Origin of the sequence: Pseudomonas antarctica, from assembly GCF_900624995.1 — a bacterium.
GTDB classification, from domain to species: domain Bacteria; phylum Pseudomonadota; class Gammaproteobacteria; order Pseudomonadales; family Pseudomonadaceae; genus Aquipseudomonas; species Aquipseudomonas antarctica.
The window spans coordinates 20,437-43,191 of record NZ_UYXQ01000022.1 but is presented as its reverse complement, the minus strand read 5'-3'; the positions used below and the strand labels follow the sequence as shown (position 1 = coordinate 43,191).

Annotated in this window: 18 protein-coding genes and 1 riboswitch; of the genes, 8 read left to right on the top strand and 10 right to left on the bottom strand. The window is 59.8% G+C overall.

The window, feature by feature from the left end; translation table 11 throughout:
• Positions 1 to 24 precede the first annotated feature (24 nt).
• Positions 25 to 273: riboswitch (cobalamin riboswitch) on the bottom strand.
• A gap of 99 nt (positions 274 to 372) precedes the next feature.
• Positions 373 to 1,686 (top strand): PQQ-dependent sugar dehydrogenase, encoded by a 1,314-nt coding sequence (locus E0F99_RS14515; RefSeq protein ID WP_083357445.1) that lies wholly within the window; start codon positions 373 to 375, stop codon positions 1,684 to 1,686.
• 125 nt (positions 1,687 to 1,811) lie between these two features.
• On the opposite strand, the gene E0F99_RS14510 is transcribed toward E0F99_RS14515, so the two are convergent.
• From E0F99_RS14510 to E0F99_RS14490, 5 genes are all read right to left on the bottom strand, one after another.
• Positions 1,812 to 2,351 carry a C40 family peptidase gene (locus E0F99_RS14510; protein WP_083357444.1) on the bottom strand — a complete coding sequence of 180 codons (540 nt, stop codon included), beginning with the start codon at positions 2,349 to 2,351 and terminating at the stop codon, positions 1,812 to 1,814.
• Between the two features lie 145 nt (positions 2,352 to 2,496).
• Positions 2,497 to 3,126, bottom strand: coding sequence for a C40 family peptidase (locus tag E0F99_RS14505; protein WP_083357443.1), 630 nt, complete (start codon positions 3,124 to 3,126; stop codon positions 2,497 to 2,499).
• Between the two features lie 213 nt (positions 3,127 to 3,339).
• Positions 3,340 to 4,044 (bottom strand): DnaA regulatory inactivator Hda, encoded by a 705-nt coding sequence (gene hda, locus E0F99_RS14500; protein WP_017134884.1) that lies wholly within the window; start codon positions 4,042 to 4,044, stop codon positions 3,340 to 3,342.
• 204 nt (positions 4,045 to 4,248) lie between these two features.
• Positions 4,249 to 5,322, bottom strand: a complete 1,074-nt coding sequence (locus tag E0F99_RS14495; protein WP_083357442.1) for an AI-2E family transporter — start codon at positions 5,320 to 5,322, stop codon at positions 4,249 to 4,251.
• A gap of 42 nt (positions 5,323 to 5,364) precedes the next feature.
• Positions 5,365 to 6,405 (bottom strand): DUF2066 domain-containing protein, encoded by a 1,041-nt coding sequence (locus E0F99_RS14490; protein ID WP_083357441.1) that lies wholly within the window; start codon positions 6,403 to 6,405, stop codon positions 5,365 to 5,367.
• A gap of 354 nt (positions 6,406 to 6,759) precedes the next feature.
• Here E0F99_RS14490 and purM point away from each other — a divergent pair, with 354 nt between their 5' ends.
• The 7 genes from purM (at position 6,760) to E0F99_RS14455 (ending at position 16,507) form a co-directional block, all read left to right on the top strand.
• Entirely contained in the window at positions 6,760 to 7,818 is a 1,059-nt protein-coding gene (purM, locus tag E0F99_RS14485) for a phosphoribosylformylglycinamidine cyclo-ligase (RefSeq protein WP_083357440.1), read from the top strand.
• Positions 7,818 to 8,468, top strand: a complete 651-nt coding sequence (gene purN, locus E0F99_RS14480; protein ID WP_083357439.1) for a phosphoribosylglycinamide formyltransferase — start codon at positions 7,818 to 7,820, stop codon at positions 8,466 to 8,468. The genes purM and purN overlap by 1 nt, the downstream gene beginning before the upstream one ends.
• Before the next feature lie 8 nt (positions 8,469 to 8,476).
• On the top strand, positions 8,477 to 9,190 hold the full coding sequence (locus E0F99_RS14475; protein WP_083357438.1) for a DUF3108 domain-containing protein: 714 nt from the start codon (positions 8,477 to 8,479) through the stop codon (positions 9,188 to 9,190).
• 377 nt (positions 9,191 to 9,567) lie between these two features.
• Entirely contained in the window at positions 9,568 to 9,756 is a 189-nt protein-coding gene (locus E0F99_RS14470) for a hypothetical protein (RefSeq protein WP_078738442.1), read from the top strand.
• A 1,492-nt stretch (positions 9,757 to 11,248) separates the two neighbouring features.
• The gene (locus E0F99_RS14465; protein ID WP_083357437.1) at positions 11,249 to 13,174 is read left to right on the top strand and encodes an IucA/IucC family protein; all 1,926 of its coding nucleotides are present in this window, start codon (positions 11,249 to 11,251) and stop codon (positions 13,172 to 13,174) included.
• Complete coding sequence (locus tag E0F99_RS14460) at positions 13,164 to 14,390, top strand: MFS transporter (RefSeq protein WP_083357436.1); 1,227 nt, start codon at positions 13,164 to 13,166, stop codon at positions 14,388 to 14,390. Before E0F99_RS14465 ends, E0F99_RS14460 begins: the two co-directional genes overlap by 11 nt.
• The gene (locus E0F99_RS14455; protein WP_083357435.1) at positions 14,387 to 16,507 is read left to right on the top strand and encodes a TonB-dependent receptor; all 2,121 of its coding nucleotides are present in this window, start codon (positions 14,387 to 14,389) and stop codon (positions 16,505 to 16,507) included. The genes E0F99_RS14460 and E0F99_RS14455 overlap by 4 nt, the downstream gene beginning before the upstream one ends.
• A gap of 101 nt (positions 16,508 to 16,608) precedes the next feature.
• On the opposite strand, the gene E0F99_RS14450 is transcribed toward E0F99_RS14455, so the two are convergent.
• The 5 genes from E0F99_RS14450 to cysM form a co-directional block, all read right to left on the bottom strand.
• Positions 16,609 to 17,154 (bottom strand): DUF2058 domain-containing protein, encoded by a 546-nt coding sequence (locus E0F99_RS14450; protein WP_083357434.1) that lies wholly within the window; start codon positions 17,152 to 17,154, stop codon positions 16,609 to 16,611.
• Positions 17,155 to 17,179: 25 nt separating this feature from the next.
• The gene (gene mazG, locus E0F99_RS14445) at positions 17,180 to 18,013 is read right to left on the bottom strand and encodes a nucleoside triphosphate pyrophosphohydrolase (RefSeq protein ID WP_083357433.1); all 834 of its coding nucleotides are present in this window, start codon (positions 18,011 to 18,013) and stop codon (positions 17,180 to 17,182) included.
• 84 nt (positions 18,014 to 18,097) lie between these two features.
• A complete protein-coding gene (gene relA, locus E0F99_RS14440; protein WP_083357432.1) occupies positions 18,098 to 20,341 on the bottom strand; it encodes a GTP diphosphokinase in 2,244 nt (747 codons plus the stop codon).
• Positions 20,342 to 20,492: 151 nt separating this feature from the next.
• Positions 20,493 to 21,845: a 23S rRNA (uracil(1939)-C(5))-methyltransferase RlmD gene (gene rlmD, locus E0F99_RS14435; protein WP_083357431.1), complete on the bottom strand. Its 1,353-nt coding sequence runs from the start codon at positions 21,843 to 21,845 to the stop codon at positions 20,493 to 20,495.
• Positions 21,845 to 22,747 (bottom strand): cysteine synthase CysM, encoded by a 903-nt coding sequence (gene cysM, locus E0F99_RS14430; RefSeq protein WP_083357430.1) that lies wholly within the window; start codon positions 22,745 to 22,747, stop codon positions 21,845 to 21,847. Before cysM ends, rlmD begins: the two co-directional genes overlap by 1 nt.
• Positions 22,748 to 22,755 lie beyond the last annotated feature (8 nt).

Sequence of the window (22,755 nt, the reverse complement as noted above, 5' to 3'; positions counted from 1 at the left end):
ACAGCCAAGCATCGCCCACCGTGATGCTGTTGGATGATCCAGGCCGGTCTCCGGACTCATGAGTGGCGCATTCGTTATAGAAGCAGGCCAACGGCGCGCCTTCCCATATCGCCAGCGATACAGTGGCAAAAGGCACCGTCTTGACTCATTTACCGTTGCGGGGGCAGCGCCGGAATCGCGGCAGCACTGTGTACAAGTGCGCTCACTCACCGGCTTCCCTGTTTCACTCTGTCGACCCACAGGTCACAGAGCACCTGGAACAAGCCGCGAAGGTTAGTGGGTTGGGGGTGGAGCGTCAATTAAAGCTGGCCTTGTACTGGAACGATCGGACCGACAAACACCTCTACCCTTACAGGTATTAAGGAGAAAACCATGCACAAAACCAGACTCGCCCTACTCATCATGCTGGCAGGCACCCTCGCCGCCTGCGGTGAAAGCTCTACCCTGAAGGTCTCCGACGGCACCGGGCCCTCGCCCAAGCTGCCGGAACCGAATAAAACCCTGATACCCACCGTGAACATCGCCCCGGCGATTGGCTGGCCAGAGGGCGCGACACCCACAGCCGCCGTCGGCACCCAAGTCACGGCGTTTGCCGAAGGCCTGGACCACCCGCGCTGGCTGTATGTGTTGCCTAACGGTGATGTGCTGGTGGCGGAAACCAACGCGCCACCCAAGCCGGATGACTCCAAAGGCATTCGCGGTTGGGTCATGGAGAAAGTCATGGGCCGCGCCGGTGCTGGTGTGCCCAGCCCGAACCGCATCACCCTGCTGCGCGATGCCAACCACGACGGCGTCGCTGAAACGCGCACGGTGTTCCTGGAGAACCTTAACTCGCCGTTCGGCATGACCCTGGTCGGCAACGACTTGTATGTCGCCGACTCCGACAAGCTGTTGCGCTTTCCTTATCAGCCGGGCGAAACCGCAATCAAGGCCGCCGGCACCAAAGTGGTCGACTTGCCCGGCGGCAGCATTAACCACCACTGGACGAAAAACGTGGTGGCCAGCAAAGACGGCAGCAAGTTGTATGTGAGTGTCGGCTCCAACAGCAACGTCGGCGAAAACGGCCTGGCAGCGGAAGAAGGACGCGCGGCAATATGGGAAGTCGACCGCACCACCGGCCAGCATCGCATCTTCGCCTCAGGCCTGCGCAACCCGAACGGCATGGCGTGGGAGCCGCAGAGCGGCAAGCTGTGGACGGCGGTTAACGAGCGCGACGAGATCGGCAGCGACCTGGTGCCGGATTACATCACGTCGGTCAAGGATGGCGCGTTTTATGGCTGGCCGTTCAGTTACTACGGCCAGCATGTGGATGTGCGCGTCACGCCGCAAAATCTGGACCTAGTCGCCAAGGCCATCGCCCCGGACTATGCCGTAGGCCCGCACACTGCCTCTCTGGGCCTGACCTTCGCCGAAGGCAGCAAGCTCCCGGCGCCGTTCAGCAACGGCGCGTTTATTGGTCAGCATGGTTCGTGGAATCGCAAACCGCACAGTGGCTACAAGGTGATCTTCGTGCCGTTCGAGGGTGGCCAACCCAAAGGGCAGCCGGTGGATGTACTGACCGGGTTCCTCGATAAAGATGAGAAAGCCATGGGCCGGCCGGTGGGCGTGGTGATTGATCAGCAGGGAGATTTGCTGGTGGCGGATGATGTGGGGAATAAGGTGTGGCGGGTTTCAGCGGCTAAGTAACCCAGCGCATAACTCAATGTGGGAGGGGGCTTGCTTCCGATAGCGGTGTATCAGTCAACCGAGCTGGCGACTGACACTCTGCCATCGGGAGCAAGCCCCCTCCCACATTTTGATCGTTGTGCGACTCAGGGATTACGCGCCAGGTTCCCCGGCAATACACGTTTGGCGCTCAAATAGGCATTCTGCCAATACGCTTTGGACAGTGTATCGAGCTTCACCGTGCCTCCGGTCTGCGGCGCATGCACGAAGCGCCCTTCGCCCACGTAGATGCCGGCGTGGCTCACCTGCGAACCGCCACCGGTGGCGAAGAAGATCAGATCACCGGTCTGAAGGTTGTTTTCACTGACGTCCTGGGCACGCATCACGATCAGCTCGCGAGTGGTGCGCGGCAGGCTGATGCCGGCGGCGTCACGGTACACAAAACCTATCAAGCCACTGCAATCAAACCCGGAGGCCGGTGTATTACCGCCCCAACGATAAGGCGTACCGACCAGACCCAGCGCACGAAAGAGCACGTCTTCGGCCGCAGGCGAGAAACTTTGGCTGGCGTAATTGAACACCGGCTTAGGCTTGACAGCTACAGGAGCCGGTGGCGGTGGGCGGCTTGCGCAGGCGCTGAGGAGCGCGGCGCAAACAAGCAGAATGAGGCGGGCTGAGGTCGACATGGGCAGAACAATCCTGGTCTGGATGCGGCTTTTCGCTGCCGAAGGCTGAAAACCAGAACGCGCAAGCAAAGCTCGCGCGAACGGATTACAACAATATCCAGGGATTCTAGCGCTTACACGTCAAACTTCAAGTATCACTTTAAGTTTACTTGCTAGCGGTAACCGTAGTCGGGGCCATGGCAAGTGCGCGCTTGGCTTCGATGAAGGTTTTGCTCCAGTAGCTGTCACCCAGGTTGTCGACTCGAACACCGCCACTGCGACGGCTGCTGGAGTGGATAAACTGGTTATCGCCCAAGTAGATACCGGCGTGGCTCACACGACCACGGCCAGCAGTACTAAAGAAAAGCAGATCACCGGGCTTGAGGTTGTTACGTGCGACCAACGGTGCATCAACCTTGATCATTTCGCGAGTCGAACGAGGCAAATTCATGCCGGCCTCTTCGCGAAACAGGTAGCCGATGAAACCGCTGCAATCGAAACCGGCTTCGGAGGTACCGCCGAAACGGTAACGGGTACCGATCAGGGACATGCCGCGTTCGAGAATGCTGTCGGCCAGAACTGGAAGCTGGTACGGCTTGCTGCCGGAGAAATCGGCCAGTTCTTTCTCAGTTGCAACTTCTTCCTCATAAACAGTGGAAGACTGCGCTGCAACGAACTTTGCCTGGGACTGTTGTGCTGGTTTTTGCTGCTCAGCCACGTTTTGAGTGTGGGTGGCGCAACCAAACAACAGGGTAACGAGTGCGAGAGGCACGAGGGGTGCGAAGCGATTTAGCATGGGCACGACCGTGGCTGATATGTAAAGAAGTCGAGACTATGCCCACTATCACATCGATTTGCAAATTCAATCGTGACCTATGTGACTTCTTGCTTGAACGCTGACATCTAAGCCCTTAACACCCAATTCACGCCTGATGCGTGGCCAAAGCGGCCCAAATGCAGGTTTTCTGGCGCCTGAAATCTGCCGAAAGCCGCGAAATACAAGGCTTGGCTACCAGCCGAGGGTTTCCTTGAGGAAAGGGATGGTCAGCTTACGCTGGGCCTGCAAAGAGGCCTGATCGAGCTGTTCAAGCAAATCGAACAACGCGCTCATGCTCCGGGTGCCACGGGTGAGAATAAAGTGCCCGACTTCATCGGTGAGGTGCAGGCCGCGACGGGATGCACGCAATTGCAGCGCGCGCAATTTGTCCTCGTCGGACAATGGCCGCATCTGGAAGATCAGCGCCAGGGTCAGGCGCGACTTGAGATCTGCCAGCTTCACGGGCAGTTCACGCGGCGAGGTAGACGCGGCGATCAACAGGCGCCGGCCGCTGTCGCGCAAGCGGTTGAACAGGTGAAACAGCGCCTCTTCCCAATCCGCCTTGCCGGCAATCGCCTGCAGGTCATCCAGGCATACCAGCTCGTATTGCTCAAGATGGTCGAAGATGCCGATGCCACGGTCCATCAATTCGGCCAGCGGCAGGTAAACCGCCGGCTCACCCATCTGCTCAAAGCGCAGGCACGCCGCCTGCAAGAGGTGAGTACGCCCCACGCCGTGCTTGCCCCACAGATAGATCAGGCTTTCAGTCCACCCGGCGTCGGCTTCGCAGAGCCGCTCGACATAGCCGAGTGCAGCGGCATTGGCGCCTGGGTAGTAATTGATGAAGGTGGCGTCGTCACGCAGACGCACACCCAAGGGCAGCTGAATCGGTTTCATGCTGACTGAACGGCTCCAAACGAACCGTTAGTGGCCTCTGTGTAAAGTTTGCAAAGTTTATACCCGTGACGCCGGGCGCACAATGCAGCAGACCACAAGCAAAATCAAAGGTTTGCGTTAACCTGGGTCGATTTGCGCAAATTGTTTGACGCCCCGCCTGCAGAAACAACAAACCCGGCCTGGGCCGGGTTTGTGAAGAAGCGGTTACAGGTCGGGGTCTTCAGCCCCGGTATACACATCCGAATCCTTGTACAGATCATGCACATGGCGCACCAACACCATGATCACTGCCGCCACCGGCAGCGCCAGCAGAATGCCCGTAAAGCCAAACAGCTCACCGCCCGCCAGGATCGCAAAGATCACTGCTACCGGGTGCAGGCCGATCCGGTCCCCTACCAGCAACGGCGTCAGCACCATACCCTCAAGGGCCTGGCCGACCATAAATACCGCAACAATACCCAGCATTGGGTATAGGTCGCCGCCAAACTGGAACAGCCCGGCCACCAGCGCTGCGCCAATACCAATCACAAAGCCCATGTACGGAACGATTGCGGCCAAACCGGCGATCAAGCCGATCAGCAGGCCCAATTCCAGGCCAATAGCCATCAACCCGGCGGCATAGATAACCCCCAAGGCCAGCATTACCAGCAACTGACCGCGAACGAATGCACCGAGCACCTCATGGCACTCTCCCGCCAGAGAGACGATGCGCTCTTCGCTGTTGCGCGGCAGCAGGCTACGAATCTTGGCCATCATGACGTCCCAGTCACGCAGCAGGTAGAACCCCACCACCGGGATCAGCACCAAGTTGGTCAACCAACCGATCAACGCCAAACTGGAGGCCGTGGCCCGGCTCAGCACGGCACCGACGATATCGGAGGTCTGGCCCATGTGCTCGCTGATCGCTGCCTTGACCTTGTCGAACTTCCAGAAACCGTCCGCCAGCCCCAGCTTGGCCTGGGCCCACGGCATTGCCGTGTGCTGCAGCCAGTCGAGCATCTGCGGCGCCAGTTCATATAAACGGAACAGCTGCTTGACCAGCATCGGCACCAACACCAATACCAGTGCTGTGATGATCAACGTGAACAGGGCGAACACCGCCACCACACCCAAGGTTCGCGACAGGCCAGCTTTCTCCAGGCGATCGACCACTGGATCGAACAGATAGGCCAACAGCAACGCAACCAGGAACGGCGTCAGGATCGAATGCAGCAAGAACACAAAGACGCACAGCAGGACAATCCCGCCAAGCCACACCCAACGACGCGTATCCGCCATAAACCACTCCATTATTTGCTTCTATCTATATAGGAAGAATATCTACCAACGAAAACGCAACTGCGCCTGGGGCTCGGGTGCGGCGGCCGGCGGTGTTCCGTCAACCACGGGCTGCTGGACGGGGGCCTCACCCGCCGGCACTTCCTGCAACTTGGCCAGGCTCAACTGGGTACGCAACTGATCAGCACTGCCATTGACGCGGTACACGATGCGATTGCCATCCACGAGCTGCGGCTGACCACCAAAAGGTTCGAGCAGATGGCCCAAGGCAGCGTAGCGCTCCAGGTTCATGCCCTGCACTTCAAGCAACTGCTCGCTGCTCACACCCGGTTTAACGGCAAAACGTGGCGCCAGTTTTTGGCTGACCGCAAGCAACACGGCATCCGCTACCGCAGCGGTATCCGCACCCTGGGCGCTGCCCTGCTCACTTTTGTCGCCCAACCACAGGCGCCATTTGGCCTGCCATTGATTACCTTGCTGGCGGGCGTGCACGGTGAGCAGTGCATCGGCGCCATAGCGCTCGGAGGCGGCGCGCAGCGGCGTGGCGTCGGCGCTTTCAAGATTAGGCGCAGTGGCGACGACTTGCTCATCCAAGTCTCCCAGCGGCAGGCGCAGCGGCAAACCACGGTGTTGCGCGGCACGACGCAAGGTGCCGGCAATCGCCTGGCCATCGCCGACCAGGCTGCTGCCTTCGGTGGAGTCGTTCAGCCACCAACCGAGAATCGACGGCCGATTGCTGCCCCAGATCGACAGACCCGCCTCACGCAAGGCGCGATCAGTGCTCACCGGGTCGAAATCAACTTGCAGGCTTTCCGGCGGGCCGGCGTCATAGCCGTACTGGCTGATGATTTGTCGCGGGTCTTTGCGAATCGCCGCCAGGCCCGGGCCATCGGCAGCCTTGGCGTCGCCAGTCAGGCGAATCACCAAGGTTTGCACGGCGCGCTGGGTGGCTTGGTCGCGCTCTTGGGGCGATTGGCTGCTGACCGGTTCGAGTACTTGATAAAGGCCATTGAGGGTTTCGGCATGACTTGCCAGGCTGACCAACGACAAGCAGCCTACAAAGAAGAATTTACACAGACGCATGGAAGATTCCCGAACGACAAATTTAGCGGCTGGAACAGACCGCGTGAACTCGCATGGCATGGCTGTGACCACAGCAGCCAGTAAAACATTCACGGGTCTCGGTAAGTTTTTGTACTGTCATAACGATAGCGGGTTAAAGGCTATACCTTAATACGCACCAAGGCAGACCCGATTAGCATTTTTTTAACCGGCTTTTTTAACCGATATGGCCCTGCCCGTCGGCCCGAGGATGGCCGCTGCCCCTCAAGCCTGATAAAATCGCGCGCCTTCGCAGACCGTCAACGGCTGGGCCTCTTCACGAAAGCCTTCGCCAACTCGGTCGTTACCCAGAAATCCCCCCTAAAGGCCTGGATCATGAGCAAGCAACCCTCCCTGAGCTACAAGGACGCCGGTGTAGACATCGACGCCGGTGAAGCATTGGTCGAACGCATCAAGAGCGTCGCCAAGCGCACTGCGCGCCCCGAAGTCATGGGCGGCCTGGGCGGTTTTGGCGCCCTCTGCGAAATCCCGGCCGGCTACAAACAGCCTGTGCTGGTTTCCGGCACCGACGGCGTGGGCACCAAGCTGCGCCTGGCCTTGAACCTGAACAAGCACGACAGCATCGGCATCGACCTGGTTGCCATGTGCGTGAACGACCTGGTGGTCTGCGGTGCCGAGCCGCTGTTCTTCCTTGACTACTACGCCACCGGCAAGCTCAACGTCGAGACCGCAACCCAAGTTGTGACCGGTATCGGCGCGGGCTGCGAACTGTCGGGTTGCTCCCTGGTCGGCGGCGAAACCGCTGAAATGCCAGGCATGTACGAAGGCGAAGACTACGACCTGGCCGGCTTTTGCGTGGGTGTTGTAGAGAAATCCGAAATCATCGACGGTTCCAAAGTGGCTGCCGGTGACGCCCTGCTCGCCCTGCCATCCTCCGGCCCGCACTCCAACGGCTACTCGCTGATCCGCAAGATCATCGAAGTGTCCGGTGCCGACATCGAGAACACCCAGCTCGATGGCAAGCCACTGACCGACCTGCTGATGGCCCCGACCCGCATCTACGTCAAACCGCTGCTCAAACTGATCAAGGACACTGGCGCCGTCAAAGCCATGGCCCACATCACGGGCGGCGGCCTGCTGGACAACATCCCGCGCGTTCTGCCAAAAGGTGCCCAGGCAATTGTCGACGTGGCCAGCTGGCAGCGCCCGGCAGTCTTCGACTGGCTGCAAGAGAAAGGCAACGTCAACGAAACCGAAATGCACCGCGTGCTGAACTGCGGCGTGGGCATGGTGATCTGCGTGGCGCAAGAGCACGTTGAAAGCGCGCTGAACGTCCTGCGCGAAGCAGGCGAGCAGCCTTGGGTCATCGGCCAGATCGCCACCGCTGCCGAAGGCGCGGCTCAGGTTGAACTGAAGAACCTCAAGGCTCATTGATGTCTCAGACCTGTGATGTCGTGGTGCTGCTCTCCGGCACCGGCAGTAACTTGCAGGCCTTGATCGACAGCACGCGCATCGGCGACAGCCCGGTGCGCATCGCTGCGGTGATCTCCAACCGCAGCGACGCCTACGGCCTGCAACGCGCCAGGGACGCGGGCATCCAAACCCGCTCGCTGGATCACAAGGCTTTCGAAGGCCGCGAGGCCTTCGACAGCGCCTTGATCGAACTGATCGACGCCTTCAATCCCAAACTGGTGGTCCTTGCCGGCTTCATGCGCATCCTCAGCGCAGGCTTCGTGCGGCACTACGAAGGGCGTCTGCTCAATATCCACCCTTCCCTACTGCCCAAGTACAAAGGCATGCATACACATCAGCGCGCCCTGGACGCTGGTGACAGCGAGCATGGCTGCAGTGTGCACTTTGTGACCGAGGAACTCGATGGCGGGCCTCTGGTCGTACAGGCAGTGGTTCCGGTAGAGTCTGCAGACTCGGCGCAGACGCTTGCGCAACGGGTTCACACCCAGGAACACAGGATTTACCCGCTGGCTGTTCGCTGGTTTGCCGAGGGGCGATTGATTCTTGGTGAACACGGTGCATTATTGGACGGTCAGTTACTTGCGGCCAGCGGCCACTTGATTCGAACCTAGGAGATTTTATGCGTCGCGCCTTGCTCTTCGCTTTTGCGCTGTTCGCCTTGCCTGCCGTGCAAGCAGCAGACCTTCACCCGTTCTCCGCCAGCTACACCGCCGACTGGAAACAGCTACCAATGAGTGGCTCGGCTGAACGCAGCCTGGCCAAGAATGGCGACGGCACATGGACCTTGAATTTCAAGGCCTCCATGCTGATCGCCAGCCTCACCGAAACCAGCGTGATCCGTTTCGACAAGGACGCCCTGCAACCCAAGAGCTACACCTTCGAACGCGGCGGCCTGGGCAAGGCGAAGAAAATCAACCTGGATTTCGACCCCGCAGCCAACAAGGTCACCGGCTTCGAAAACAAGGACCCGGTCAACGTTACCCTTGAAAGCGGCATGCTCGACAAGTCGACCTACCAGCTTGCCCTGCAGCGTGACGTCGCCGCCGGCAAGAAAAGCATGAGCTACCGCGTGGTTGAAGGCACCGACGTCGACACCTACGACTTCCGTGTCATCGGCCCGGAAAAGGTTCAGACCAAAGCCGGCACCATTGACGCGATCAAGGTCGAGCGCGTGCGCGACCCGTCGCAGAGCAAGCGCATCACCCAGATGTGGTTTGCCAAGGACTGGGGCGGCATCCTGGTTGCCCTGCGTCAGGTGGAAACCGACGGTAAGGAATACAACATCATGCTGCTGGACGGCACCGTTGACGGCAAGGCTGTCAAAGGTAGCTGATAGGCTGATGAGCTGAAAAAGTAGCCTCGCTGAATGCGGGGCTTTTTTTCGCCTGCAGGTTTTGTGCTGGACGCTCTACCGCTATCGCAGGCAAGCCAGCTCCCACATTGGAATGAGTTTCAACGGTGGGAGCTGGCTTGCCTGCGATGACGTCAGCACGGCTGACCTAAGCTTGAAAGCCATCTGAAACATGAAACTTTTGTCATAAAACTCAGCACCCTGCGACGCAATGCCGCGGTTTACGTGGCCTGCGGGAATATTGCGTTTCCTGCAATGAATTGTTGCGCGCAAAACCAGTTTACTTAGCAAGCTAACAAAACATATAAAAGAGGCCTGCGACGACTTGCCGCAGATCAACCAGAGATTGGAGCAAGCAGATGACTGTAAAAGTAACTGAACGCGACGATGCACACATGTCTCATGAAGCACTGGGCCATGGGATTCACATCTGGGATGTCCATCAACAAGACCAACTGGTCGGCATGTTCCACAACGAGAACGAAGCCCACAATTATAAAAACGAGCTCGAAACTCTTGAGATGAAACGCCAGGCACAAAGCTCCTGAAACGCTGATATCACGTAGACGCCCGGCCCCACGCAGCCGGGCCGCCTCCACAAAAAACCCGCCCAATGCGCGTAATGCCGTTCAGTTAAGCGCAGATCCCCTGTGGGAGCGGCGGTGCGACGATTCGACTTGCCCGCGAAAGCGGTGGGTCAGTCAACATCAATGTTTGCTGGGCCGACGTCATCGCGGCATAGGTATCTACACATCTTTTTATGGGTTGAATTCTTTGGTTGTCGCGGGGGCGCGGGGTACATATCCGTTGCTGCGGTAACGGCTGATATTGGTTCCGCCCTTACGGCGGGTCACTTTTGAAAGAGCCCAAAAGTAACCAAAAGGCTCTTGCCCCACCACTCGGCACCTCGCTTAGGCTCGGTGTGCCCTCACGCAGGCTTTGGACCGTGGGCCGCCGCCATGGGCCATCCTTGGCCCATCGCGGCTAAACCGGCGTCCTGCCGGTTTACCCACGCTCCAAAGCCTGCGTTCGGCCAGCGTGGTTTAACGGGGCGCCTCAGATCAAGATCAAGATCAAGCAGATCAAAAGCAAGAGCACGGCGGCCTAGTAGCCGACCTGAGTGGTTAGATCAAAAGCACGGCCGAGGCGGCCTGACAGCCGACCTGATATTTGAAACTGAACTCAATCTAATATGGGAGCTGGCTTGCCTGCGATGGCATCAACTGGTTATGCCTGATCCACCGAGGTGTCTGCATCGCAGCGGTGCGGCGATCCGACAAGCCAGCTCCCACAGAAAAGCAGATCTGCTTCTGCTGTGCTTCTGCTGTGCTTTTGCTTCTACCACTCAGGTCGGCTACTAGGCCGCCGTGCTCTTGCTTTTGATCTTGATCTGAGGCGCCCCGTTAACCACGATGGCCGAACGCAGGCTTGAATCCGTGGGTAACCCGGCAGGAAGCCGGGTTAGCCGCGATGGGCCAAGGATGGCCCATGGCGGCGGCCCACGGATTCAAGCCTGCGTGCGGGCATGCCGAGCCTAGGCGAGGCACCGAGTGGTGGGGCAAAGACCTTTTGCTTACTTTTGGGTCTTTCCAAAAGTGAGCCGCTGTAAGAGCGGACCCCTACGAAGCCGTTACCGCAGCAACAGATATGTACTCATATCTACCTAAAAACCCGGTCAAAAACTTAGCGCAACACAAAAAGTTGCGTAGATACCCATGGTCATCGCGGGCAAGCTCGCTCCCACATTTAATCTTCGCTGCTTTGGGCATTGCGTTCGCTTAACTGAACGGCATTACGCCCAATGCGCGGGTTTTTTGCGTCTTAGAGGCCGCTATGTCCCCCGAACTAGCCTGCTCCAGACGCCTCCAGGGCATGTCACATGCCTATCCCTGAACTCAGTATTTGCCGGCAAGTCACGCCCTCCGCCCGCTTGAATAAACGGGTGCGCAAAAAGCGTAACAAAAAATAGACATCTGGTAATAATTCTCGATACCATTCGCACGCCTGTCACCCAGGACCACGGATAAGGAATTCGACTTGATGCATGGCCACAACAGCACGCCGGAAAAATTACTGCTTGAGCGCTGGGGTGAAGCACTTGTCACGCCGCAATTCCTCGCCAATCACATCAGCCTTGATGCACTGATCAACACGCTGGCGCCCGCCGCCGAACGCAGTTTCCAACGTCTGATCCAGGCACTGTTTCGTGAAGGCCTGCTGGACCCCAACACGCGCACCTATGACGAACGCGGCCACTGCTGGCTGGCACTGCCTGACCAAACCCGCCTGCGCTTCGATCACCTGCGCCCCGGCCGCATGGGCAGCTGGGACCTGCGTGGCCAGGTCACACTGCTTCGTAATGACCAGACCGAGCAAAACATTCAATTCCCGTCGCACTTACTGACGCTGCTTAACAACAGCCTCGAATCATCGGCCGACCTGAACGTCTTGAGCCGTCTTAACACCGAAATCGATGACAGCTTTGTCAACGACACGCTATGCCTTGCCTTTCACGCGCAGTGGACACTCAAGCTGCACGCAGCAATGGACCCAGCCCATCAGCACAATCTGCTCAGCCACCTCAAGCACGATGCGAGCGTGACCAACGCTACGTCCGTGCTTGAACAATGGGGCACGCTGGGCCACCCATGGCACCCCAACTACAAGACCAAGTTGGGCTTGGTTACCGACCAGGTGATCGATTTCTCACCGGAGTTCGAAGCGCGCTTCCCGGTATTCCTTTGCGCGCTCCACCGCCAATATGCGCATGTCGAAGTATTGGCCGATACCGCAGATTACTGGCAGTGGTGGCAACAGCACTTTCCACAGGCAGCCCGGCAGTTGACCGCAGCGCTTGCAGCGCAGGGGCTTGAGGCAGCTGACTACCTGCCGCTGCCTGCTCACCCTTGGCAAGCACGCCAGGAGCTACCGCAACTGTTCGCCAACGAAATCGGTGACAAGCTGCTGGTGCTGACCGATATCGTCGCGTTTACCGCCCACCCGACCATGTCGTTCAGGACCGTGCTGCCTGAAGGCAGCCGCGACGCGCCGATGGTCAAACTCCCGGTCTCACTACGGCTGACCAGTGTGCAACGAACTGTTTCACCACGCTCGGCGCGCATGGGCCCACGAATCAGCCATTTGCTGCTGACGATCCTTGAGCGCGAGCCCGCAATTCAGCGAATCCTGAGCATCGTCCCGGAGCGGATCGGCGTGCATTTCAAACCCCAACCGGCCAATGATGAGCACTCCCGTCACCTCGCCGTTCTCTACCGCGACAACCCGCAGAGCCTGCTCCAACCGGGCGAAATGGCCGTGCCGGTGGGCAGCCTGTTTGCCATCGACCAGCACGGCCAGCCGCTGCTGAGGCAGTGGGTACGCCTGAGCAAAGGCCTGGACGACGCCGATGCCATGCTTGCGTTCTTTCGCGACTATGCCGCGATCGCCGTACCGGCACTGTTGGGCATGTACCTGCGCTATGGCGTTGCCTTCGAGGCCCACCAGCAGAACGCCTTCATGGTCATGGCCGCCGACGGCCAATTGAACCGCCTACTGTTGCGTGACTTCGGTGATATTCGAATCGACCGCAAGACCTTGCACGCCCACGGTTTGGATATCGAACTGCACGACCCCAAGATGACGCTGTATGACGACGCGGGCTTTGTACGTGACAAGCTGCTGCACACGGTATTCATGTGCCACCTGGGCGAACTGGTATTGCTCAGTGCCCGCCACTTCGATATCCCCCAGGCGTTACTTTGGAATGAACTGTCGGCCCACGTCAGCCAGTGTTTCGACGACGTGCGCAGCCAGGTCGAACCACAGCGCTGGGCAACCGAGCGCAAAGCCCTGATGGAACAGGACTGGCCGGCCAAGTCGTTCATGCGCATGCGCCTGCTGGAAAGCCATGCCGACATCGTCGGGCGGCTGCCCAACCCGCTGAGTGCAGCCGCCAATGGCAGCTAACCACACCGCGCTGCGGCTGCTGGTGGTGATTCAACTGGTGTCGATGGGGGCCATGGAAATGAGCGGCCCCTTCTGGCCCTTGCAGATCCAGAAGCTGCTCGGCGTGGCCAATGCCCAGTACACCGGCCTGCTGTCTTCGCTGGTGTATGCCGGGCCGATGATGGCGGCGATGATCCTGACGCCAATGTGGGGGCGCCTGGGTGACCGTACCGGCCACAAGCCGATGATCATTCGGGCGCTGCTGGCGTTGGCGGTGTGCCAGGCGTTGGCCGCTATCACCTTCGATCCGTGGCTGCTGGTGGCGATCAGGGTGGCGCAAGGCGCGCTGGCCGGCTTTATTGCAGCGGCCCAAGCCTACGCACTGGCCTACTGTGGTGATGGCGGGCGCGGGCACATTCTGGCGCGACTGCAATCGGCAACCGCAGTGGGGTCACTGGCTGGGCCGGTGCTGGGCGGCTGGCTGATGGATATCTCGGGCTTTGCACTGCTGTGCTACAGCGCCACCGCCGTCTGCCTGGTCTGTGCAGTGATTAGCGTGTTCCTGCCCAGCGATGCGCCGCGCTCGCGGCCAACGCGCACGTGCGCACCCGCCGCACTGCCCAAAGGCTGGCTCGGCGCAATGCTGGGGATCATCGTATTGATTCAGGCTGCCAAGATGATGCCTCAGCCGTTTTACGCCCTCTACGTCGCCGACGTTTTACACGCACCGGCATGGTTGATCGGCGCCAGCTATGCCGCCAGCGCCCTCACGCTGGCACTGTCCGCCCCGCTTTGGGGGCGGCTGTTTGACCGACATCAACCCGCACACACGCTGCGCATTATCGAATGGATCACGTGGTCCTGCGCCTTGACGCTTGCCTTCACGGCGATGGCCAACGAATGGCTGGGCTTCCTCGCCAGCCGGCTGCTGTGGGGCGTATGGCAAGGCGCGTTGCTGCCCGTCGCCTACACGTTGATCGCCAATACCGTTGCGCCCAACCAGCAGGGTTTTGCTCTGGGCATGGGCAATAGCGCCGCCAAAGCCGGCGCGCTGTGCGGCGCCTTGATGGGCGGCATCGGCATGGCGATGGTGGGCTTGGCGCACAGCTTTTGGCTGGTCGCGCTCACGTATGCCTTGGCCGCCCTGGGTATTCGCGCCATCCGTTCGCTCACCCGAACACCCGATTCATCCGGTTTTTCTGTCAATACTTCTAATAACTCAAAGGCAAGGTCATGAACAAATTGCAACTGGCAGCCCTGCTGCCCCTGCTCGGATCTATGAGCGGCCCAGCCTGGGCCGATCAAGCTGAAGACACCCAAGCAGCGCCCACCAACCTGCAATTACAGGCAACGGTGGTTTCGGCCACACGCAATGAAACCAGTATTGCGGCGATCCCTGGCTCTGTGCAGGTCATCAGCGAAGACCAGATCCGCCAGCAAACGGGTGCGGGACGCCGGGTTGCGGATATGCTCGGGCAATTGGTGCCGGGCATTGCTCCCTCCAGCGGTGGCATGAGCAACTTCGGCCAGACGCTTCGCGGGCGTAATACGCTGATCCTGATCGATGGTGTGTCCCAGAACGCCACGCGCGACAACTTCCGCCAGCTCAACAGCGTGGCACCGGAAAGTATCGAGCGCATTGAAGTGATATCCGGCGCCAGCAGTGTCTACGGTGCAGGTGCGTCAGGCGGCATCATCAACATCATCACCAAGCGCAACAAAGGTGAAGACCTGGCCTTCAGCAGCAAAATCGGCATGACCGCCGGCAACAACCTCAGTCACAAAGGTTTCTCCTACGAAACATTCCAGAGCGCAACGGGCCGTCAGGGCCCGGTGGACTGGTATCTTTCGGGTAACTACGTACAACGCAACGATCAGTTCGACGGCAACGCAAAGCGCATTCCCCAGGACACGTCCCAGGGCAGCAACATGGACACCGACACCTATGACCTGCAAGGTCGCTTCGGCTACGAGCTGGATGACGACAAGAAGATCAGCCTGTCGTTGCAAGACTACAAGGACGAGCAAGACACCCGTTACACCAAGAACCCACGCATCAGCGACACTGCCGTCGCGGTCAAAGGCCTGGACCTGGATGACCAACCCTTCACCCACAACCAGGCGGTCAACCTTAACTACGCCGACAACGATTTCTACGGCCAGGGCTTGCAGCTCGAAAGTTACTGGCGGCGTGCCGACGCGTTGTTCTTCCCGGACCTGTCGCGTGGCCGCGCCGGGGTCTCCGACAACAACAGCGTGCAGGATGTCTACGGCCTGCGCGCGGCGATCGATACGCAAATGCCGGACATCGGCCCGGCCACCGGCAACCTCGTCTGGGGCGCTGATTATGACCATGAAACCTCACGCCAGCGCGGCGACCAATACCGCGTCAACGGCCTGACCTACACCAAGACCGGCACCACGTTCGAACTCGGCCCCGACATCGCGACCAGCACCAAAGCCATCTTTGGGCAGCTGTCCTATGACATCGATGACTGGACCTTGCGTGGTGGCGTACGCCGCGAGTGGATCGAAAGCGAGGTTTCCGACAGCATCGCTTATGGCGAAATCGTCCAGACCGGCAATCGCGCGATACTGCCCGGTGGCACGCTCAAATACGATGACACCCTCTATAACCTCGGCGCGGTGTATCACCTGAGCGAAAACCAGGATGTGTTCGTCAACTTCAGCCAGGGCTTTTCCCTGCCCGATATCCAGCGTTTCCTGCGTGACGTGAACAGCAAGTACGACATTCAAAACCTGAATGCCCAAGCGCTGAAGGTCGACAGCTACGAGCTGGGCTGGCGTGGCAATTGGGACAAGTGGCTGGCCAACGTCACAGCGTATGAAAACACCTCGGATGTCACCCAGTTCTATGACGCCAATGACCGTGTACTGCGCCTGATCAATCAGAAAGAGCGTGTGCGCGGTATTGAAACCAGCCTGACGTACAACTTCACCGATCAATGGTCAGTAGGCGGTACTTACGCTTACGCCAAAGGCGAGACCCAGCAGAACGGTAAATGGATCGACCTGCCTGCCACACGTATCTCTCCCGCCAAGACCACCGCCTTTGTCGGCTACGACCGTGGCGACTACAGCCTGCGCCTGCAAGGTATGCGCCTGGCCGACTATGACGCCGCGTTCAAAGACAACAACGGCCGCGACATCAAAGGCTATACGCTGGCCGACCTATTGGGTTCGGTGAGGTTGCCGGTAGGTCGCCTCGAAGGTGCGGTGTACAACCTCACTAACCGCAACTACCAAAACATGTTCGCCCAGGCCAACGCGCGTGCACCGTACCCGAATGCCCAAGGTCGTACCTTCAGCCTGAGTTACGCAGTGGATTGGTGATCGGCTGACGCTACTGGTTAAAACACAAACCCCGCCTTTTGAGCGGGGTTTGTGTGTTTTGGCAGGGGCAAGCCCTTCACCACATGGCTGTTTTTACCGCCTTACCACATCAGGTCATCCGGGATCTGGTAGGCGGCGTAAGGATCATCCTCATCCGGCACTTGGCTTTCGGTGAGGAGATTGAGCTGCACGATACGCTCCGGCGCACGCTCCTGGATCTTCAGCGCCGCTTCACGCGGGATCACCTCGTAGCTGCCACCGTGGTGCACGATCGCCAGGGAGCCGTTGCTCAGCTTGTTACGCATCAACGTGTTGACCGACAGGCGCTTGACCTTCTTGTCGTCCACGAAGTTGTAGTAGTCCTCGGTGGTCAGCTTGGGCAGGCGCGAGGTCTCGATCAGTTGCTTGACCTGCGCCGTGCGGGCCTTGGCCTCGGCTTTTTCCTGCTGCTGGCGGTTCAGCTCCTGGTCGCGCTTGACCTTCTCGGCGTGCGCCTCGGCAGCCAAACGTGCCTGGGTGTCATCAACTTCGGCCTGGCCTTTATGGACCAGGCGCTGCTGCTTCTGCTTCTCTTTGCCGACCTGCTTGGCCTGCTTTTGGTTGACCAGACCTGCTTTAAGCAACTGGTCGCGAAGGGAAAGGCTCATGGTGCTTACTCACTTAGGCAACTGCTTAACCGCAGCTGGACACATTCTTTTCCTGACGTTTGGCTTCGCCCCACAGGGCGTCCAACACTTCGAGGGTGCAATCTTCTATGGGACGATGGGTCTCGCGCAATGCCTGTTCGATAAATCGGAAACGTCGTTCGAACTTGGCATTGGCGCCACGTAGCGCAGTTTCCGGGTCAACCTTGAGGTGACGCGCCAAGTTGACCGCTGCAAACAACAGGTCACCGACTTCATCGGCGATCGCCACCGAGTCGTTATCGGCCATGGCTTCGAGTACTTCATCGAGTTCTTCGCGCACGTTATCCACCACCGGCAAGGCTGATGGCCAGTCAAAACCGACCTGACTGGCGCGCGTTTGTAATTTGGCCGCGCGGGACAGCGACGGTAAAGCCGTGGGCACGTCATCCAGCAGGGACAATTGCTGCGGTGCGTCGGATTTTTCCGCGCGCTCCTCAGCCTTGATCTGCTCCCAACGCGCCTTGACCTGCTCTTCGCTCAACTGAGGAATATCCACCGGCGCATAGACATCGCCCGTGGGGAACACGTGAGGATGACGGCGAATCAACTTGCGGGTGATGCTATCGATCACCCCGGCAAATTCGAAGCGCCCTTCTTCCTTCGCCAACTGGCTGTAATACACCACTTGGAACAACAGGTCGCCCAGCTCACCTTGCAGGTGATCAAAATCCCCGCGTTCGATGGCGTCGGCAACTTCATAGGCCTCTTCGAGGGTGTGCGGGACAATGGTCGCGTAGGTTTGCTTGATGTCCCACGGGCACCCATATTTGGGGTCGCGCAGGCGATTCATCAGGTGCAGCAGGTCTTCAAGTGAATACATCAGTCTCTTCCGCTGAAGTGGGAACACTGAGGATCAAATGTGGGAGCGGGCTCCCACATTCTCAGTCCGCGCTCATCCAGCCACTCATGGCGTGCGATTACGCCGGGTCTCGATGATGTTCGGCAACTGGGAAATCCGCCCCAGCAACCGCCCCAACGCGTCCAGCCCCGGAATCTCGATGGTCAGGGACATCAACGCAGTGTTGTCCTCTTTATTCGAGCGGGTGTTGACCGCCAGCACGTTGATCCGCTCATTGAGCAGCACTTGCGACACGTCACGCAGCAAGCCGGAACGGTCGTAGGCACGAATGATGATGTCCACCGGGTAAGTGCGCACCGGCACAGGGCCCCAGCTGACCTGGATGATGCGCTCCGGCTCGCGCCCACCCAGTTGCAGCACCGAGGCGCAATCCTGGCGGTGAATGCTCACGCCACGGCCCTGGGTGATGTAACCGACGATGGCGTCGCCCGGCAACGGCTGGCAGCAGCCGGCCATTTGCGTCATCAGGTTGCCCACGCCCTGGATCTGAATGTCGCCGCGCTTGCCCGGCTTATAGCCGGTGGCTTTGCGCGGGATCAGTTCCAGCTGTTCGCTGCCGCGCTCCGGCTCGACCAACTGCTGCGCCAAGTTGACCAGTTGCGCCAGGCGCAGGTCGCCGGCCCCCAGGGCGGCGTACATGTCCTCGGCGATCTTCATGTTGGCCTTTTCGGCCAGCTTGTCGAAGTCCACCTGCGGCAGGCCCAGGCGCGCCAGTTCGCGCTCGAGCAAGGTTTTACCGGCGGCGACGTTCTGGTCACGTGCCTGCAACTTGAACCAGTGGACGATCTTCGCCCGTGCCCGCGACGTGGTGATGTAGCCCAGGTTCGGGTTCAGCCAGTCGCGGCTCGGCGTGCCGTGCTTGCTGGTGATGATCTCGACCTGTTCACCGGTCTGCAGGCTGTAGTTGAGCGGCACGATGCGCCCGTTGATCTTGGCGCCCCGGCAGTTGTGGCCGATTTCGGTGTGCACGCGGTAGGCAAAGTCCAGCGGCGTGGCACCTTTGGGCAAGTCGATGGCGTGACCATCCGGGGTAAAGATGTAGACCCGGTCCGGCTCAATATCCACACGCAATTGCTCGGCGAGGCCGCCGATGTCGCCGAGTTCTTCGTGCCATTCCAGCACTTGGCGTAGCCAGGAGATTTTCTCTTCGTACTGGTTGGAACCCGCCTTGACGTCGGTGCCCTTGTAGCGCCAATGCGCGCAAACCCCCAGCTCAGCCTCTTCGTGCATGGCGTGGGTGCGAATCTGCACTTCCAGCACCTTACCCTCGGGGCCGATCACTGCGGTGTGCAGCGAGCGATAGCCGTTTTCCTTGGGGTTGGCGATATAGTCGTCGAATTCCTTGGGAATATGCCGCCACAAGGTGTGCACGATACCCAACGCGGTGTAGCAGTCGCGCATTTCCGGCACCAGCACGCGCACGGCTCGCACGTCGTAGATCTGGCTGAAGGCCAGGCCCTTGCGCTGCATTTTGCGCCAGATCGAATAGATGTGTTTGGCACGGCCGCTGATGTCGGCATCCACGCCGGTGGCCTGCAACTCCGAACGCAGCTGGCCCATCACATCGGTGATAAAGCGCTCACGGTCGAGCCGCCGCTCGTGCAGCAGCGTGGCAATCTGTTTGTATTGATCGGGTTCGAGATAGCGGAAGGACAGGTCCTCCAGCTCCCACTTGATGTGGCCGATACCCAAGCGGTGCGCCAGCGGCGCATAGATGTCGAACACTTCGCGGGCAACACGGTTGCGCTTTTCGTCGTCGGCGGTCTTCACCGCTCGGATCGCACAGGTGCGCTCAGCCAGCTTGATCAGCGCGACGCGCACGTCATCGACCATCGCTACCAGCATTTTGCGCAGATTCTCGACCTGCCCCTGGGTGCCCAGCACCATGGATTGACGCGGGCTGAGGCTGGCGCTGATGGCCGCCATGCGCAGCACGCCGTCGATCAATTTGGCCACCACCGTGCCGAATCGCTGACTGACCGTCGGCAACGGAATATGCCCTTCGCGCACGCCGCGATAGAGCACGGCGGCGATCAGCGAATCCTGGTCCAGCTTGAGATCGGCGAGGATCTCGGCGATTTCCAACCCGGTGCGAAAGCTTGACGTGCCTTCCGCCCACAGGTTTTTGGCCGCATTGTCTTGCTGTTCAGACTCACGAGCGAACTCGCAGGCTGCTTTCAAGGCTTCACGGTCCAGTGCCGGGTCGACACTGACGGCATGATCCAGCCATGCCTCGAGATTGATACTGCCGTCGGTGTTGATCGGCTGGTGTGCTCTCACCTGTACCATCTTGCTTACCTTCCCTACGACGCACCTTTGATGCGCCAAAAATCATCGCTGACCTGCTGCGTAACCCTGGCGTTGCAACCCTAGGCTACGTACAACTCCCTGACAGGTCACGGCCCAGGAGACTATAGGCCAGTCGGATTAAACGGGCATCCTAGCCCGCTTCAAATAACGCCATGGCCTCGACATGAGCTGTCTGTGGAAACATGTCGAGGATCCCGGCACGTTTTAGCCGGTAGCCTTGCTTGACCAACTCAACCGTGTCGCGCGCCAGCGTGGCTGGGTTGCAGGACACATACACCAAGCGCTTGGCCTTAAGGGTGGCGAGCTTGCGCACAACCTCCAGGGCACCATCACGGGGTGGGTCCAAGAGTACCGCAGAAAAGCCCTGTTTGGCCCATTTCGCGTCAGTCAAAGGCTGGGACAGATCGGCCTGAAAAAACTGCACATTATGCAAATTGTTGCTGACGGCGTTCTGCGCCGCCCGGTCCACCATCGCCTGCACACCTTCTACCGCAACCACTTCGCGCACGTGTTTGGCCAGCGGCAAAGCAAAGTTACCCAGCCCGCAGAACAAATCCAGCACCCGCTCCTCGGGCTGTGGCGCCAGCCATTCCAGGGCCTGGGCAACCATCGCGGCGTTAACGTCGGCGTTGACCTGCACAAAATCCCCTGGCCGATAAGCCAGTTCCAGATCCCACTGCGCCAACCGATAACCCAGCGCCGAGTTCGCCTCGACTGGCTCCGGCTGACCCTCGCCATGCAGCCACAACTGCGCCTCATGGAAGGTGCAAAATTCTTTCAGAACCAACAGGTCCGCCTCGGACAGCGGCGCCATATGCCGCAGCAACACGGCGATGGACGAGCCGCTGAACAACTCCACATGCCCCAGCGCCTGCGGTTTGCTCAGGCGGCGCAACAGGTTCGGCAGACGCTGCATGATCGGTTGCAAGGCCTGTACCAGCACCGGGCAATCATCGATCGCGATGATGTCCTGGCTGGCCACGGCGCGAAAACCCACCTCGAGATTTTTCGCCTTAGCATCCCAGCGCACGGCCACGCGGGCGCGACGACGGTAGCCGAATTCCGGCCCACTCAACGGTGCGGCCCACGCTTGCGGTTCGACGCCGGCCACACGCGACAGTTGTTCGGCAAGCATGCGCTGTTTAAGGGCAAGTTGTTCGTCATGGGGCAAGTGCTGCACGCTGCAACCGCCGCAGCGGCCAAAATGCGCGCAAGGCGCCGGGCGGCGCAGCTCGCTGGCCTTGAACACACGCTCGGTACGCGCTTCGACCACTTTGCCGTGGGCGCCCAACACCCGCGCTTCGACTTCTTCGCCAGCTAGCGCGCCATTTACAAACCAGGTGCGGCCTTCAAAGAACACAATGCCGCGGCCGTCATTGGCCAGGCGCTCGATGGTCAGGCGTTGTTTCTTGCCTACAGGAATTTGCGCGGCGCGGCTGCCGCCCGTCGGTTGGAAGCGCAGGCCTCTCTCGTGCTTGGCCATCAGTTGGGTTCGTCGAAGATGCCGGTCGACAGGTAACGGTCGCCCCGGTCACAGATGATCGCGACGATCACCGCGTTTTCCACTTCGTTGGACAACCGCAACATACCGGCCACGGCGCCTCCGGAGGACACGCCGCAGAAGATGCCTTCTTCACGCGCCAGGCGACGGGTGGTGTCTTCGGCTTCACGCTGGGCCATGTCGATGATGCGGTCCACGCGCGTCGCGTTGTAGATCTTGGGCAAGTACTCTTCGGGCCAACGGCGAATGCCGGGGATGGCCGCGCCTTCCATCGGTTGCAGGCCGACGATCTGGATCGCCGGGTTCTGCTCCTTGAGGTAACGCGAGTTGCCCATGATGGTGCCGGTGGTGCCCATGGAACTGACGAAATGGGTGATGGTGCCCTGGGTCTGACGCCAGATTTCCGGGCCGGTGCTGGTGTAGTGAGCCTCGGGGTTATCGCCGTTGGCAAACTGGTCAAGCACCACACCACGGCCTTCGGCGGCCATACGTTCGGCGAGGTCGCGAGCGCCTTCCATGCCTTCGTCCTGGGTGACCAGAATGAGTTGGGCGCCATAGGCTGTCATCGCCGCCTTGCGTTCGGCACTGCCGTTGTCGGGCATGATCAGCACCATCTTGTAACCTTTGATCGCTGCAGCCATGGCCAGGGCGATGCCGGTGTTACCCGAGGTGGCTTCGATCAGGGTGTCGCCGGGCGTGATCTGCCCGCGCAACTCGGCGCGGGTGATCATCGACAGCGCCGGGCGGTCTTTGACAGAGCCGGCCGGGTTGTTCCCTTCGAGCTTGAGCAACAGGGTGTTGCTGGTTTCACCCGCCATGCGTTGCAAGCGGACCAGGGGCGTGTTGCCGACGCAATCGGCGATTGTAGGGTACTGCAAGGTCATGGCGTATT

What these genes read in the sequence shown, in the direction of transcription:
- mazG (WP_083357433.1), bottom strand. Translation starts at nt 18,013, where the DNA reads ATGTATTCACTTGAAGACCTGCTGCACCTGATGAATCGCCTGCGCGAC.
- E0F99_RS14510 (WP_083357444.1), bottom strand. Translation starts at nt 2,351, where the DNA reads ATGTCGACCTCAGCCCGCCTCATTCTGCTTGTTTGCGCCGCGCTCCTC.
- E0F99_RS14460 (WP_083357436.1), top strand. Translation starts at nt 13,164, where the DNA reads ATGGCAGCTAACCACACCGCGCTGCGGCTGCTGGTGGTGATTCAACTG.
- E0F99_RS14470 (WP_078738442.1), top strand. Translation starts at nt 9,568, where the DNA reads ATGACTGTAAAAGTAACTGAACGCGACGATGCACACATGTCTCATGAA.
- relA (WP_083357432.1), bottom strand. Translation starts at nt 20,341, where the DNA reads ATGGTACAGGTGAGAGCACACCAGCCGATCAACACCGACGGCAGTATC.
- E0F99_RS14455 (WP_083357435.1), top strand. Translation starts at nt 14,387, where the DNA reads ATGAACAAATTGCAACTGGCAGCCCTGCTGCCCCTGCTCGGATCTATG.
- E0F99_RS14475 (WP_083357438.1), top strand. Translation starts at nt 8,477, where the DNA reads ATGCGTCGCGCCTTGCTCTTCGCTTTTGCGCTGTTCGCCTTGCCTGCC.
- purN (WP_083357439.1), top strand. Translation starts at nt 7,818, where the DNA reads ATGTCTCAGACCTGTGATGTCGTGGTGCTGCTCTCCGGCACCGGCAGT.
- E0F99_RS14505 (WP_083357443.1), bottom strand. Translation starts at nt 3,126, where the DNA reads ATGCTAAATCGCTTCGCACCCCTCGTGCCTCTCGCACTCGTTACCCTG.
- cysM (WP_083357430.1), bottom strand. Translation starts at nt 22,747, where the DNA reads ATGACCTTGCAGTACCCTACAATCGCCGATTGCGTCGGCAACACGCCC.
- E0F99_RS14495 (WP_083357442.1), bottom strand. Translation starts at nt 5,322, where the DNA reads ATGGCGGATACGCGTCGTTGGGTGTGGCTTGGCGGGATTGTCCTGCTG.
- E0F99_RS14515 (WP_083357445.1), top strand. Translation starts at nt 373, where the DNA reads ATGCACAAAACCAGACTCGCCCTACTCATCATGCTGGCAGGCACCCTC.
- purM (WP_083357440.1), top strand. Translation starts at nt 6,760, where the DNA reads ATGAGCAAGCAACCCTCCCTGAGCTACAAGGACGCCGGTGTAGACATC.
- E0F99_RS14450 (WP_083357434.1), bottom strand. Translation starts at nt 17,154, where the DNA reads ATGAGCCTTTCCCTTCGCGACCAGTTGCTTAAAGCAGGTCTGGTCAAC.
- hda (WP_017134884.1), bottom strand. Translation starts at nt 4,044, where the DNA reads ATGAAACCGATTCAGCTGCCCTTGGGTGTGCGTCTGCGTGACGACGCC.
- E0F99_RS14465 (WP_083357437.1), top strand. Translation starts at nt 11,249, where the DNA reads ATGCATGGCCACAACAGCACGCCGGAAAAATTACTGCTTGAGCGCTGG.
- E0F99_RS14490 (WP_083357441.1), bottom strand. Translation starts at nt 6,405, where the DNA reads ATGCGTCTGTGTAAATTCTTCTTTGTAGGCTGCTTGTCGTTGGTCAGC.
- rlmD (WP_083357431.1), bottom strand. Translation starts at nt 21,845, where the DNA reads ATGGCCAAGCACGAGAGAGGCCTGCGCTTCCAACCGACGGGCGGCAGC.